Annotated in this window: 11 protein-coding genes; all 11 read left to right on the forward strand. The window is 73.5% G+C overall.

Annotated elements, in window-relative coordinates:
- Positions 1–254: 254 nt before the first annotated feature.
- The 11 genes from ACIQV3_RS37040 (at position 255) to ACIQV3_RS37090 (ending at position 13,748) form a co-directional block, all read left to right on the forward strand.
- Positions 255–626 carry a hypothetical protein gene (locus ACIQV3_RS37040; protein WP_403720775.1) on the forward strand — a complete coding sequence of 124 codons (372 nt, stop codon included), beginning with the start codon at positions 255–257 and terminating at the stop codon, positions 624–626.
- Between the two features lie 10 nt (positions 627–636).
- Positions 637–1,515, forward strand: a complete 879-nt coding sequence (locus ACIQV3_RS37045; protein ID WP_403720711.1) for a TatD family hydrolase — start codon at positions 637–639, stop codon at positions 1,513–1,515.
- A gap of 704 nt (positions 1,516–2,219) precedes the next feature.
- Entirely contained in the window at positions 2,220–3,428 is a 1,209-nt protein-coding gene (locus tag ACIQV3_RS37050) for a ubiquitin-like domain-containing protein (protein ID WP_403720777.1), read from the forward strand.
- A gap of 125 nt (positions 3,429–3,553) precedes the next feature.
- Complete coding sequence (gene rsmA / locus ACIQV3_RS37055; protein ID WP_403720780.1) at positions 3,554–4,393, forward strand: 16S rRNA (adenine(1518)-N(6)/adenine(1519)-N(6))-dimethyltransferase RsmA; 840 nt, start codon at positions 3,554–3,556, stop codon at positions 4,391–4,393.
- Positions 4,390–5,286 carry a 4-(cytidine 5'-diphospho)-2-C-methyl-D-erythritol kinase gene (locus tag ACIQV3_RS37060; protein ID WP_403720713.1) on the forward strand — a complete coding sequence of 299 codons (897 nt, stop codon included), beginning with the start codon at positions 4,390–4,392 and terminating at the stop codon, positions 5,284–5,286. The genes rsmA and ACIQV3_RS37060 overlap by 4 nt, the downstream gene beginning before the upstream one ends.
- Before the next feature lie 153 nt (positions 5,287–5,439).
- On the forward strand, positions 5,440–6,744 hold the full coding sequence (locus ACIQV3_RS37065; protein ID WP_403720715.1) for an acyltransferase: 1,305 nt from the start codon (positions 5,440–5,442) through the stop codon (positions 6,742–6,744).
- A 40-nt stretch (positions 6,745–6,784) separates the two neighbouring features.
- Positions 6,785–8,584: an ABC-F family ATP-binding cassette domain-containing protein gene (locus ACIQV3_RS37070; RefSeq protein WP_403720717.1), complete on the forward strand. Its 1,800-nt coding sequence runs from the start codon at positions 6,785–6,787 to the stop codon at positions 8,582–8,584.
- A gap of 87 nt (positions 8,585–8,671) precedes the next feature.
- Positions 8,672–9,202, forward strand: coding sequence for a GNAT family N-acetyltransferase (locus ACIQV3_RS37075; protein ID WP_403720722.1), 531 nt, complete (start codon positions 8,672–8,674; stop codon positions 9,200–9,202).
- 132 nt (positions 9,203–9,334) lie between these two features.
- Positions 9,335–11,038 carry a PQQ-binding-like beta-propeller repeat protein gene (locus ACIQV3_RS37080; RefSeq protein ID WP_403720724.1) on the forward strand — a complete coding sequence of 568 codons (1,704 nt, stop codon included), beginning with the start codon at positions 9,335–9,337 and terminating at the stop codon, positions 11,036–11,038.
- Positions 11,039–11,753: 715 nt separating this feature from the next.
- On the forward strand, positions 11,754–12,890 hold the full coding sequence (locus ACIQV3_RS37085) for a PQQ-binding-like beta-propeller repeat protein (protein WP_403720782.1): 1,137 nt from the start codon (positions 11,754–11,756) through the stop codon (positions 12,888–12,890).
- 168 nt (positions 12,891–13,058) lie between these two features.
- Positions 13,059–13,748 (forward strand): response regulator transcription factor, encoded by a 690-nt coding sequence (locus ACIQV3_RS37090; protein WP_403720784.1) that lies wholly within the window; start codon positions 13,059–13,061, stop codon positions 13,746–13,748.
- The last annotated feature ends 106 nt before the right edge of the window (positions 13,749–13,854 follow it).

Raw genomic sequence — 13,854 nt, forward strand, 5'->3', positions numbered from 1 at the left:
CTTTGGGCATGACTAGCCCAAGGACCGTCCAACAGTAGACAGGGCCTGATGCGCTCCCGCCCGAAGAGGCGTCCACTGGCAAGGGCACCAGTGGAACAAGAGGAGCTGGCATGAGTGAGATCGCCGAACCCCAACCCGTCTCCGTACCCACCGCTTCTACCGTCACCGCTACTCCCGTCACCGCCCCGGCCGCCGCCGCGGATCCGGCTCCCGCCGCCGTGCCGACCGTGCACGAGGCGTACTCCTTCGCCTGCATGAAATGCGGCTACGGCTGGGAGCAGGGGTACGAGATCGAGCACCACACCGACGGCAGGGGCATGCCGTTCATCGTCTACACGGCGGACGGCGAGCGGGTCCCCTCCCCCCTGTCCAACCCGACCTGCATGAACTGCGGCGGCCACGTGGTGCGGATCATGCGGGAGGGCCAGGTCAAGTCCGTCATCGGCATGCTCGACCAGCTCTACCACCACCGCGCGGCCCCGGGGATCGCCGGCCCGGTGCCCGCCGGGTACTTCGAGAGGGCCCCCAAGACCCGCAAGGCGGCCCTGCACGACGCCCCCGGGCCGGTCGCGGTGGAACGGCCCGGGCTGATGGCCCGGCTGCTGGGGCTCTTCCGCCGGTCATAAGATCGGCCGCATGAGCCGTAGTACGCCGAACGACGCACCGCCCCCGCTGCCGCAGCCGCTCCGGGTGGCGGTCGCCGACTCCCACACCCACCTGGACATGCAGTCCGGCACCGTCGAGGAGGGCCTCGCCAAGGCCGCCTCCGTCGGGGTGACGACCGTCGTCCAGGTGGGCTGCGACGTGAAGGGCTCCCGCTGGGCCGCCGAGACCGCCGCCGCGCACGAGAACGTGCACGCGGCCGTGGCCCTGCACCCCAACGAAGCCCCCCGGATCGTCCACGGGGACCCCGACGGCTGGTCGCGCCAGGGCGCCCGGACGGGCGGCGGCGAGGCCGCGCTCGACGACGCGCTCGCCGAGATCGAGGCCCTGGCGGCCCTCGCGCACGTGAAGGCCGTCGGCGAGACCGGCCTCGACTACTTCCGGACCGGCCCGGAGGGCATGGCCGCGCAGGAGCGTTCCTTCCGCGCGCACATCGAGATCGCCAAGCGGCAGGGCAAGGCCCTGGTCATCCACGACCGTGAGGCGCACGCGGACGTGCTGCGCGTCCTGCGCGAGGAGGGCGCCCCCGACCGGACCGTCTTCCACTGCTACTCCGGCGACGCGGAGATGGCCCGGGAGTGCGCCGCCGCCGGCTACTACATGTCCTTCGCCGGGACCGTCACCTTCAAGAACGCGGCGCCGCTGCGCGAAGCCCTGGCGGTGGCCCCGCTGGAACTGGTCCTGGTGGAGACGGACGCCCCGTACCTCACCCCGGCCCCGTACCGCGGACGGCCCAACGCGCCGTACCTCATCCCGCTGACCGTACGGGCCATGGCCGCGGTCCGGGGCATCGACGAGGACGCCATGGCGACGGCCCTGGCGGCCAACACGGCCCGCGCCTTCGCCTACTGAGCACGCCCGCGCGGACGCCCTCACCCGTTCGCCACGTTCCGTAGTCGTTCCGCTTTGTAGCGTGACGACCGCTCCGCTAGGGTGCCGTGCCCGAAGCAGCCGGACGGACCAGTGGAGCGAGCGCGATGAGCGATGTGGCCTGGCCGGCCGGTGGACGCGACCCCTGGGCCACGGCCCCGCACCCGGACGCGGAACCAGGGCCCTACCCGGACCCGTACGCGGCCCCGGGGGCGGAGCCGGACCTTGATCCGTACGCGGACCCGTACCCGGGTTCGGGAGCGGGAGCGGGCCCGGACGCGGACGGTTTCCCGGCGGGGTCAGGCCGGGACGCGGACCGGTTCCCGGACCCGGCGGCGGACGCGGGCCTGGAACTTTTCCCGAACCCCGGGGCGGAGCCGGACCCGGACCCCGCCCCGGGCCCGTACCCGGAGCCCGGGGTGCCGGCGCCCCGGGGCGGCGGGCGCCGGCGGACGGCCGCCGAGTCCGGGACGGGCCGCCGGGCGCACGGCCGAAGCCCCGCCCCCGCGGCGGCCCCTGACGCGGGCTCCGTACGGACCCTCGCTCCGGACCCCGAGCCGGAAGCCCCGGCCACCGGCCGCCGTCGCCGCGGCGCGCCGGCGGCGCCCCCGGACGCCGCCCCCGCCCCGGCGGGACCGCCCCCCGCGGGGACCGGGCGGCGCCGGGGCGGAGGCGGACTCGGCACGGTGCCCGCACCGGGCGGCCCCGGCCCCGGTGTCGGCGGCGACCCCGGTGTCGCCCCCGCCCCCGGTGTCGCCCCCGCCCCCGGTCCGAGGCGGCGTCGCGGGGCCGCCCCCGCTCCCCGCGACACCTGGCGGCGCATCGTGCCGCAGGCCCTGGTCGTCGCGTTCCTGGCGGGCGGCACCACCGCCTTCGTCGCCGCCGACAAGGCGGTACGCCTCACCGTCGACGGGGTCCCGCGGACCCTGCACACCTTCGCCGGCGACGTGGACGAACTGCTGGCCGCCGAAGGACTCGGCGTCGGCCCCCACGACCTCGTCGCCCCCGCCGGGGCGGAGGTCCTCGACGAAGGGGACGAGATCGTCCTGCGCTACGGCCGCCCGCTGAGCCTGACCCTCGACGGACAGCGGCGCGAGGTGTGGACCACCGCCCGCACCGTGGACGGCGCACTGCGCCAGTTCGGCATCCGGGCCGAGGGCGCCTACCTCTCCGCATCCCGCACCGCCCCCGTCCCCCGGACCGGCATGACCCTCGCCGTCCGTACCGAACGCAGCATCACCTTCATGGCCGACGGCCGGGAGCGGGCGATCCGCACCAACGCCGCCACCGTGCGGGAGGCCCTCGACGAAGCCGGGATCACCCTCCACGGCCAGGACGCCATCTCCGTACCCGCCGGCTCCTTCCCGCGCGACGGCCAGACCGTTACCGTGCTCCGCATCACCGGCACCCGCGAGATCCGCGAGGAACGCATCCCGTACGCGACCGAGCGGGTCAAGGACTCCTCCGTCTTCGCCGGCACCGAAGTCGTCGAGCGCTCGGGGCGGCCCGGGGCGCGCAGGGTCACGTACAGCCTGCGCACTGTCAACGGGGTCCGGCAAAAGCCCCGCCGGATCGCGGAGGAGACCGTCCGCGAGCCCGTCAGCCGGCTCGTCAAGGTCGGCACCAAGGCGCTGCCGTCCTCCGTCCAGGGCGCGGACGGCCTCGACTGGGGCGCGCTGGCCCGCTGCGAGTCGGGCGGCCGGCCCGGTGCCACGGACCCCTCGGGCACGTACGGGGGGCTCTACCAGTTCGACGTACAGACCTGGCAGGCCCTCGGCGGCAGCGGCCGCCCGCAGGACGCTCCGGGCCCGGAACAGACGTACCGCGCCAAGAAGCTGTACGTGCAGCGGGGGGCGAGTCCCTGGCCGCACTGCGGCCGTACCCTTTATCGGTGAGCACCGCAGAGCAGCAGCCCGAACCCGCCGTACCGGCGACCTCCGCGCCGGAGACCTCCGCGCCGGAGACGTCCGCACCCGGGACGTCCGCGCCCGAGACCTCCGCCCTCCTCGGGGCGGCCGACATCCGGGAGCTGGCCGCCGTACTCGGTGTACGGCCGACGAAGCAGAAGGGCCAGAACTTCGTCATCGACGCCAACACGGTGCGCCGCATCGTGCGCACCGCCGCGGTCCGGCCGGACGACGTGGTCGTCGAGGTCGGCCCCGGACTGGGCTCGCTGACGCTCGCACTGCTGGAGGCCGCCGACCGGGTCGTCGCCGTCGAGATCGACGACATCCTGGCCGCCGCGCTGCCCGCCACCATCGAGGCGCGGATGCCGGAGCGCAAGGACCGCTTCGCGCTGGTCCACTCCGACGCGATGCTGGTCAAGGAGCTGCCCGGCCCGCCGCCGACCGCGCTCGTCGCGAACCTCCCCTACAACGTGGCCGTGCCGGTCCTGCTCACCATGCTCGACCGCTTCCCGAGCATCGAGCGGACCCTGGTCATGGTGCAGGCCGAGGTCGCCGACCGGCTGGCCGCCGAGCCCGGCAACAAGGTCTACGGAGTCCCCTCGGTCAAGGCCAACTGGTACGCCGACGTCAAGCGGGCCGGCGCCATCGGCCGCAAGGTCTTCTGGCCCGCGCCGAACGTCGACTCCGGGCTCGTCTCCCTGGTCCGCCGCGCGGAGCCGGTCAAGACCACCGCGACCAAGGCCGAGGTCTTCGCGGTCGTCGACGCGGCCTTCGCGCAGCGCCGCAAGACGCTGCGCGCGGCGCTGTCCGGCTGGGCCGGGTCGGCGGCCGGCGCCGAGGCGGCGCTGGTCGCGGCCGGGGTCTCCCCGCAGGCCCGCGGCGAATCCCTCACCGTCGAGCAGTTCGCGGCGATCGCCGAACACAAGCCCGCCGCGGAGAGGCCCGCGCTGTGAGCGAGTCGGTCACCGTACGGGTCCCCGCGAAGGTCAACGTCCAGCTGGCGGTGGGCGCGGCCCGCCCCGACGGCTTCCACGACCTGGCGAACGTCTTCCTCGCGGTCTCCCTCTACGACGAGGTCACCGCGACCGCCGCCGACGAACTGACCGTGACCTGCGCCGGACCGGACGCCGACAAGGTGCCGCTCGACCGCACCAACCTGGTGGCCCGCGCGGCGGAGCTCCTGGCGGAGCGGGCCGGGCTGCGCCCCGACGTCCATCTCCACATCGAGAAGCGGATCCCGGTGGCGGGCGGCATGGCGGGCGGCAGCGCCGACGGGGCGGGCGCCCTCCTCGCCTGCGATGCCCTCTGGGGGCTGAAGACCCCGGTGGAGGAACTCCTCGCCCTGTGCGCCGAGCTGGGCAGCGACGTGCCGTTCAGCCTGGTCGGCGGGGCGGCGCTCGGCACCGGGCGCGGGGAGATCCTGACCCCGGTCGCGGCCGGCGGCTTCCACTGGGTGTTCGCGGTGGCCGACGGAGGCCTCTCCACCCCGGCGGTGTTCCGCGAGTTCGACCGGCTCACCGCGGGTACGGAGGTGCCCGTCCCGCAGGCCTCCCCGGCCCTCCTCGCGGCGCTGGCCTCCGGGGACCCCTCGGAGCTGGCCGCGACCCTGGCCAACGGCCTCCAGCCCGCGGCCCTCTCGCTGCGCCCGTCGCTCGCCGACACCCTGGCGGCGGGTACGGCGGCCGGAGCTCTGGCCGCGCTGGTCTCCGGATCCGGCCCCACGACGGCCTTCCTGGTCCGCGATGCCGAGTCGGCGGCGAAGGTGGCTTCCGCCCTGGCCGCCTCGGGCACCTGCCGCAGCACCCACGCGGCCACTGGCCCGGCCCCGGGCGCGACCGTCGTCTGACCGGGCCGGCCCCGGGCCCGGCGGGCCCGGGCGTGCCCTGCGGGCGGCCGCCCCGCTCAGCGGAGGGGGCCCGGGGCGGAGCCCCGGGTACCTAGGCGGGAGTGAGTACCCGCGCCCTGTTGCCCAGCGGGCCCGCGCGGGAGCGTAGGGCCCATGGGAGCCAGCGCAAGCGACATCGCCGCAGTCACCCCCGCCACGCGGGACCGTTACGTCGACCTGCTCCGGGTCGCCTCCCTCGGGACCGTCATCGCGGGGCACTGGCTGATGGCCGCCGTCAGCACCGAAGGCATCGGGAACCTGCTCGCCGTCGTCCCGCCGCTCCAGGTCCTCACCTGGGCGCTGCAGGTGATGCCGGTGTTCTTCTTCGTCGGCGGGTTCTCGCACGCCCTGTCCTACCGGTCCCTCGCGCGCCGCACCGAGGGCCCCGTCTACGCCGCCTTCGTGCGGGCCCGCCTGCGGCGGCTGCTGCGCCCCACCCTCGTGTTCGTCGCCGTCTGGACCGCCGTCGCCCTCCTCGCGCAGCTCCTCGGCACCGGCGGCGGGCGGCTGTCCGGGGCGGCGCTGCGGCTGGTCACGCAGCCGCTGTGGTTCATCGGGATCTACCTCGCGATGGTCGCCCTGACCCCGCCCCTGCTGAAGCTCCACGAGCGCCACGGCTGGGCCGCCTTCGGGGCGCTGGCCGCGGCCGCGGCCGCCGTGGATCTGCTGCGCTTCGCGGGCGGTGTCCCGTACGCCGAGTTCCTGAACTTCGCCTTCGTCTGGCTCGCCGTCCACCAGCTCGGCTTCCTGCGCGCCGACGGGCGCATCCGCCGCCCAGGCGCCCTCGCCGCCGCCGGGCTCGCCGGGGCCGTGGCGCTGGTGGCGTACGGGCCGTACCCGCTGTCCATGGTGGGGATGCCCGGGGAGAAGGTCTCCAACATGGCCCCGCCCACCCTCGCCCTGCTCGCGCACGGGATCTGGCTCGTGGGCGCCGTGGAGCTGCTCAGGGCCCCGGCCGGCGCCTGGCTGGCCCGCCCCCGGGTCTGGCGCGGGGTGGTCGCCGCCAACGGGATCGCCATGACGGCCTTCCTCTGGCACCTCACCGCGATGCTCGCCGTCTACGCCGCCCAGCTGGGCCTCGGCATCGCCCTGCCCGAGCCCGCGGGGGCGGCCTGGTGGGCCCAGGTCCCGGTCCGGTTCCCCGCCGCCGCCGCGCTGACCTGCGTACTCGTCGCGGTCTTCCGGCGCTTCGAGGCGCCCGGTGCGAGTGGCGCGGACCCCGGTTCCGGCCCCCGCGCCGCCCTCGGCACCGCACTGTGCCTGCTCGGCGTCCTCGGGCTCTCCACGACCGGCCTCGGCGGGCTCCTGGAAGGCCACAGCGCCACCCTGATCGCCCTCCCGGTCACCGCGCCCGCCGCGATCGGCATGGCGCTGGGCGGCTGGCTGCTGGTGGAACGGTCCGGCACTTCGCGGAGTTAGGCTGAGGGCTGATCCACACCCCTTCCCTGGAGCGCTCCTGATGGCCGTCAACCTGGTCAATGTCGAGGCAGTCAGCAAGGTGTACGGCACCCGTACCCTGCTCGACGGCATCTCCCTCGGCGTATCCGAGGGGGACCGGATCGGTGTCGTAGGCCGCAACGGCGACGGCAAGACCACCCTCATCCGCATGCTCGCCAAGCTGGAGGAACCCGACACCGGCCGGGTCACCCAGAACAGCGGCCTGCACATGGGCGTGCTCACCCAGCACGACTCCCTCGACCCCAAGGCCACCGTCCGTCACGAGATCATCGGGGACATGGCCGACCACGAGTGGGCCGGCAACTCCAAGATCCGCGACGTGCTGACCGGCCTCTTCGGCGGGCTCGACCTGCCCGGCTTCGGGCAGGGCCTCGACACGGTCATCGGCCCGCTCTCCGGTGGCGAGCGCCGCCGCATCGCGCTGGCCCAGCTGCTCATCGCCGACCAGGACCTCCTCGTACTCGACGAGCCCACCAACCACCTGGACGTCGAGGGCATCTCCTGGCTGGCCAAGCACCTCCAGGAACGCCGCTCCGCGCTCGTCTGCGTCACCCACGACCGGTGGTTCCTTGACCAGGTCTGCACCCGCATGTGGGACGTGCAGCGCGGCGACGTCCACGAGTACGAGGGCGGCTACAGCGACTACGTCTTCGCCCGCGCCGAGCGCGACCGCATCGCCGCGACCGAGGAGTCCAAGCGGCAGAACCTCATGCGCAAGGAGCTGGCCTGGCTGCGCCGCGGCGCCCCGGCCCGTACCTCCAAGCCGCGCTACCGCATCGAGGCCGCCAACGAGCTGATCGCCGACGTGCCGCCGCCGCGCGACAAGTCCGCGCTGATGAAGTTCGCCAACGCCCGCCTCGGCAAGACGGTGTTCGACCTGGAGGACGTGACCGTCCAGGCCGGCCCCAAGACCCTCCTCAAGCACCTCACCTGGCACCTGGGCCCCGGCGACCGCGTCGGTCTCGTCGGCGTCAACGGAGCCGGCAAGACCTCCCTGCTGCGCGCCCTCGGCGAGGCCGCCCGTACGCAGGGCGAGGTCCAGCCGGCCGCCGGCACCGTGACCGTCGGCAAGACGGTCAAGCTGGCCTACCTCTCTCAGGAAGTCGGCGAACTCGACCCGTCCCTGCGGGTGCTGGAGGCCGTGCAGCGGGTCCGTGACCGGGTGGACCTGGGCCAGGGCCGCGAGATGACGGCGGGCCAGCTGTGCGAGCAGTTCGGCTTCACCAAGGAGAAGCAGTGGACGCCCGTCGGCGACCTCTCCGGTGGCGAGCGGCGCCGGCTGCAGATCCTGCGCCTGCTGATGGACGAGCCCAACGTCCTGTTCCTCGACGAGCCCACCAACGACCTCGACATCGAGACCTTGACCCAGCTGGAGGACCTCCTCGACGGCTGGCCCGGGTCGATGATCGTGATCTCGCACGACCGGTTCTTCATCGAGCGCACCACCGACACGGTCATGGCCCTGCTGGGCGACGCGAGCCTGCGGATGCTGCCCCGCGGCCTCGACGAGTACCTGGAGCGCCGCCAGAAGATGATCGACGCGGCCTCCCCGGCACCCGCCGCGGCCGCCGCCGGAAAGTCCTCGGCCTCCGGGGACGCGCGCGCCGCGAAGAAGGAGCTGCAGAAGATCGAGCGGCAGCTCAACAAGATGACGGACCGCGAGAGCAGCCTGCACGCCCAGATCGCCGAGAACTCCACCGACTTCGACAAGGTCGCCAAGCTCGACGCCGAGCTGCGCGAACTCATCTCGGACCGGGACGAGTTGGAGATGCGCTGGCTGGAGCTCGCCGAGGACGCGTAGCCGAGGGCGCGCAGCTGAGGCGCACAGCCGAGGCGCGCAGCCAAATCCGGGTGCGGCCCCCGGCGCGGGGCTGCTATCTCCTGATGGATGGAACCACTGCGCACCCGACGCCTGCTCCTGCTCCCGCTCGACGCCGGCCGGGCCCGTCGGCTCGCCGCCGGATCACCCGGTCCGGCGGACCGCTGGGCCGAGGGGTATCCGGCCGCCGGGGACCGGGCCGGGGCGCAGCGGTACCTGCGGGTACTGGCCGACACGGGCGACCCGGCACCGTACGGGGCGTTCGAGATCCAGCGCCGCTCAGACGGGCTGCTGATCGGCGGCGCCGGGTTCCACGGCCCCGCCGACGGGGAGGGCCGGGTGACCGTGGGCTACGGGCTGGTGCCCGCCGTACGGGGCCGGGGCTACGCCGCCGAGGCCCTCCGGGCCCTGCTGGAGCACGCCCGCGCCCACGGGGCGGTCACGGTGTCGGGCGACACCGACCGGGAGAACACGGCCTCGCAGCACGTCATGGCGGCCGCCGGCATGCTTCCGGCCGGCGAGGACGCGCGGTTGGTGTACTACGCGGTGAGTTGGACCGGACCCGGTGAGTCGGACGCCGCGTTCCCGACGGGGCGATAACGACGGGGCGATAACGGCGGCATCACGGGCCGGTCCTCCCTTGGGAACAGGGGCCGGACCGGCCCGGCGTGGTTCCGGCCAGCAGTGATAGAAAGGGCTTCCTCCCACACCCGAAGCCGAAGGTATGCGCTGATGACCGAGCCGCCCCAGCCGCCGAACCAGCCGCCGAACCCTTCCGGTTACGGGCACCTGCCCGGTCCCCCGCAGCCCGGTTACGGGTTCCCGCCGCAGGGCGACAACCCGTACGCGCAGCAGCAGCAGCCGCAGCAGCCCCAGCCGCAGGGCCCGTACGGTCAGCAGCCGCAGGGCCCGTACGGCCAGCAGCCGCCCGGGGGTTACGGCTTCCCGCCGCCGCCCCCGCACATGCCCCCCGGCGCCCCCGGTGGGCCCGGCATGCCGCCGCCCGGCGGGCCGAAGAAGAAGCTCGCCGTACTGATCGCGGCCGCCGTCGCAGGCGTCCTCGTCCTGGGCACCGGCGGCTACTTCCTGCTCTTCTCCGGCGACGACAAGGGCAACGACAAGGTCATCGGGCAGGACACCACTCCGCCGCCCGCCGACGGCAAGGCCTCGCCCTCCGCCTCCGTGGACAAGGGCGACGGCAGCGGCAACGGCGGTGAGGCGGAAGAGGACCTCAACGCCGGCCGCAAGCAGGGCGAGAGCAAGGTCCTCTGGCTCAAGAGCAGCAAGATCGACGGCCCCGGCTCGGGCGTCGACTCCAAGGGCCAGTGGATCGTCGGGGACACCGTCGTCAAGACCGTCTGGAAGTCGGTCACCGGCTACGGCGTCACGGACGGCAAGGAGAAGTGGACCCTCACCCTCCCCGCCAAGATCTGCGGGGTCACCGACATGACCGCGGACGGCAAGACCGTCGTCATGTACGAGAACGGCGAGTCCAGCGGCGCCGACTGCAACATGATGCGGATGATCGACCTCAAGGCCGGCAAGGAGGGATGGTCGAAGGAGGTGCCGAAGGAAGGCCTCTTCGACATCATGACCTCCCCGGACCTCGCCCTCACCGGTGACGCCCTCGTCGTCAACCGGATGGGCACGAGCAGCGCGTTCAAGGTCAGCACCGGGGACAAGCTCTTCGACAACAAGCGGGACGAGGGCTGCCAGCCCGGCGACTTCGTCGCGATGAACGGCAAGATGCTTGCCATCGCGACCTGCCAGGACGCGGACAAGACCGTCCAGGTCATGGACGCCGACCCGGCCACCGGCAAGAACACGTGGATCTACAAGCTCCCCAAGGGCTTCGACGTCGAGAACGTCTACTCGCTCGACCCGATCGTCCTCGACCTCGGCAAGAGCGAGGGCAAGGAGCGCTCCATCGTGGTCCTCGGATCCGACGGCAAGCAGCGCGCCACCGTCTCCGGCGAAGGCAGCTTCCCGGTCGGCTGCAGCGGCCTCTTCGGCCTCAACCGCTCGATCCAGAGCTGCGGTTCCTCCTACGTGGACGCGAACACCCTCTACCTGCCCACCAAGGCCGACATCGGCAAGCCGAACGAGATCGTCGCCTTCGACCTCGGCACCGGCAAGGTCAAGTGGCGCACCCCGGCGGGCGAGGGCCGCACCCTCACCCCGCTGAAGGCGGCGGGCGGCCAGGTCGTCGTCTACCGCGAGGCGGAGAGTGACAAGGGCGGCGAGGTCCTCACGATCCCGGCCGCCGGAGGCACGCCCACCGCGGTCCTGCGCAACCCGTCCGGACCCGCGGCCCCGGTGGAGAGCTCCTTCTACTCCCCGAACGTGGACTACGTGGACGGCCGGCTGTTCATCTCGTCCTCCCGTCTGGAGGCCAAGAACAAGAGCGAGAAGTTCCTGATGGTCTTCGGCAAGTGAGAGCCCGCCCCCCAGCGCACGAGCAGTCCGCCGAGTAGTCCGCCGTGCAGTCCGCCGAACCGCCCACCGAGAGGCAGTAGCACCGATGAGTACCCCGCCGCCCCCCAGCCAGCCGCCGTCGGGCGGGTTCGGCGCCCCGCAGGACCCGCCGCCGGGCGGCTTCGGCGCGCCCAAGGACCAGCCGTCCGGCGGGTTCGGCGGGCCCCCGCCGGTACCCCCGGCCATGCCGGCCGGCCCTCCTCCGCCGCCTCCGGCCATGCCGCCCACGCCGCCCGCCATGCCGCCGACGGTCCCCGCGGGGCAGGCCTCGTACGGCTATCCGCAGGAGCCCTACGGCTACCCGCAGCAGCAGCCGCAGCCCGTCACCGCGCCCATGTACGCGGCCCAGGGCCCGGCGGCGCCCGCCGGCAGCGGTGGCAACGAGGTCCGTACCCAGCTGATGATCGTGGGCGCGGCCCTCCTGGCCATCGTCCTCATCGTCGGCGGCGGCTTCTGGTACGTCGGCGAGGACGAGGGCTCCGGCAGCCAGGCCGTGGCCGGCGGCGGCGCGAGCCCCGGCACCGGCGGCGACAAGGCGCCGGGCGGCGGAGGCTCCGAGAAGGTGCCGGCCAAGACCAAGTCGAAGACCCTGGTCAACCTCCCGATGCCGGAGTCGGCCGAGATCGTCCAGATCCCCGGCTCCTGGCTCACCGACACCACCTACGCCAAGTCCGACATGGGCAAGGTCGTCGGCTACAACGTGGCCGACGGCGCCAAGAAGTGGGAGATCCCGCTCGGCGCCAACGTCTGCGCCGCGAGCCGCTGGGTCTCGGACAACAAGACGGCGATCCTCTTCGACGCGGCGCTGCCGACGGCCGAGAAGAAGCACCAGCCGTGCAACCAGGTCGGCGTCATCGACCTGAACTCCGGCAAGCTCCTGTGGAAGGCCTCCACCAAGGTCCAGGGCGGCGGCGAGAAGCCGATCGAATTCGCAGAGGTCACCGTCAGCGGCCAGACCGTGGCCGCGGGCGGCCTGTACGGCGGCTCCGCCTGGAACCTCGCCGACGGCAAGCCCCTGTGGACGCCCAAGGTCGACGCGGACGACTGCAAGGACCAGGGCTACGGCGGCGGCCCGGCCCTCGCCGTGATCCGCCGCTGCGGCCAGTCACCGGACTACGTGGTGTCCGCCCAGAGCCTCGACCCGGTCACCGGCGCGCAGAAGTCCTCGTACAAGCTGCCCCCGGGTGTGGAGTACGCCCAGATCGTCTCCACCAAGCCGCTGATCGTCGCGGCGGACATCAACGACACCTCCAAGAACGCCATCGGCGTCAGCGACCTGTTCGTCCTCGACGAAGGCGGCCAGCTCAAGACGCGCATCCCGCTCACCTCGGGAAACTACAACCCCGAGTGCGGCACCGAGGTCGAGGACTGCGTCAACATGGTCGTCGGCAACGGCAAGCTCTACCTGCCGACCCAGGAGCACCAGGGCTCGGCCGACGTCGGCCGCACCAACGAGATCGTCTCCTTCGACCTGGAGACCGGCAAGCTGACCACCGACCGCGCCGACGCCGGCGAGCGCTACTCGATCTACCCGCTGCGCATGGACGGCTCCAACCTCATCGCCCACAAGGTCCCGCCCTACGACGGCGGCGGCCAGGTCGTCTCCATCGACGGCAAGACGATGAAGGAGACCTTGCTCATGCAGAACCCGGCGACCAAGGAGTCGCAGCGCGCCGAGACCCAGTTCCTGCCGGACTCCGCCGAGTTCCTCTACGGCAACGGGAAGTACTTCATCGCGCGCACCGCCGTGCACCGCAAGTCCACCGTGTCCAGCGACCCGTACTACAACTTCGTCTCCTTCACGACGGGCTGACCGGCGGCGCCACCCGCGCAGCACCTCGGGAAGCCGCAGGGAAGCCGCAGGAGAGCCCGGAAGCCCCCGGAAGGTCCGTCCTTCCGGGGGCTTCTGCGCGGTTACCGCACCGCGCCGTCGAACAAGCGTGTAGCTTGCCGGGTCAGAAGGGCGGGGGTGGGTGCCTCAATGGGCGTACGGGTCATGGTGGTCGACGAGCACCGGCTGCTGGCCGAGGCGCTCGCCTCGGCCCTGAAACTGCGCGGCCACCGGGTGCTGGCGGCCGCCGCGCCGGCCGCGGGCGCCGCCGAGCTGGTCATCAGCCGCGCCCCGGAGGTCTGCCTGCTGGGTACGGCCACGCCCGCCGAGCCCGGGGTCTTCGAGCCGATCGTCCGGATCAAGCGGGAGCGTCCGCAGATCGCCGTGGTCGTGCTCGGCCCGGTGCCCAGCCCGCGCGGGATCGCCGCCGCCTTCGCGGCCGGCGCCTCGGGGTACGTACGCCACGACGAGCGCATCGAGGGCGTGGAGCGGGCCCTGGCCAAGGCGCGGGCGGGGGAAGTGGCCATCGCGCCGCAACTGTTGCAGGGGGCCTTCGCGGAGTTGCTCAACCCCGCCGCCCAGCCCGACGACGAGGGCAGCCGGCTGCTGCACCTGCTCACCCCTCGCGAGGTGGAGGTGCTCGTCCGGGTAGCCGAGGGCGAGGACACCCGGCTCATCGCCGCCGGCATGGCCATCGCGCCGAGCACCGCGCGCACGCACGTCCAGCGGGTCCTGATGAAGCTGGGTGTGGGCTCGCGGCTGGAGGCGGCCGCGCTGGCCGCCCGTACGGGTCTGCTGGACCGGGCCGCACTGCCGCCGTCCGGGGGCGCCCGGCCCTGATCGGGGCGGGGCCGGATTTCCCCGGCGGAGCGGATTCCGGTATGCCGGTCACCAGCACGCGCACGGTGCGTGCGTTTCCCGGCGAGAGGCAGTAGGCACGTGAGCG

The organism is Streptomyces sp. NPDC099050 (genome assembly GCF_044759865.1).
Taxonomy (GTDB): domain Bacteria; phylum Actinomycetota; class Actinomycetes; order Streptomycetales; family Streptomycetaceae; genus Streptomyces.

Coding starts and splice junctions, on each gene's coding strand:
- ACIQV3_RS37085 (WP_403720782.1), top strand. CDS start 11,754: ATGGGCAAGGTCGTCGGCTACAACGTGGCCGACGGCGCCAAGAAGTGG.
- ACIQV3_RS37090 (WP_403720784.1), top strand. CDS start 13,059: ATGGGCGTACGGGTCATGGTGGTCGACGAGCACCGGCTGCTGGCCGAG.
- ACIQV3_RS37040 (WP_403720775.1), top strand. CDS start 255: ATGAAATGCGGCTACGGCTGGGAGCAGGGGTACGAGATCGAGCACCAC.
- ACIQV3_RS37080 (WP_403720724.1), top strand. CDS start 9,335: ATGACCGAGCCGCCCCAGCCGCCGAACCAGCCGCCGAACCCTTCCGGT.
- ACIQV3_RS37045 (WP_403720711.1), top strand. CDS start 637: ATGAGCCGTAGTACGCCGAACGACGCACCGCCCCCGCTGCCGCAGCCG.
- ACIQV3_RS37070 (WP_403720717.1), top strand. CDS start 6,785: ATGGCCGTCAACCTGGTCAATGTCGAGGCAGTCAGCAAGGTGTACGGC.
- ACIQV3_RS37075 (WP_403720722.1), top strand. CDS start 8,672: ATGGAACCACTGCGCACCCGACGCCTGCTCCTGCTCCCGCTCGACGCC.
- ACIQV3_RS37065 (WP_403720715.1), top strand. CDS start 5,440: ATGGGAGCCAGCGCAAGCGACATCGCCGCAGTCACCCCCGCCACGCGG.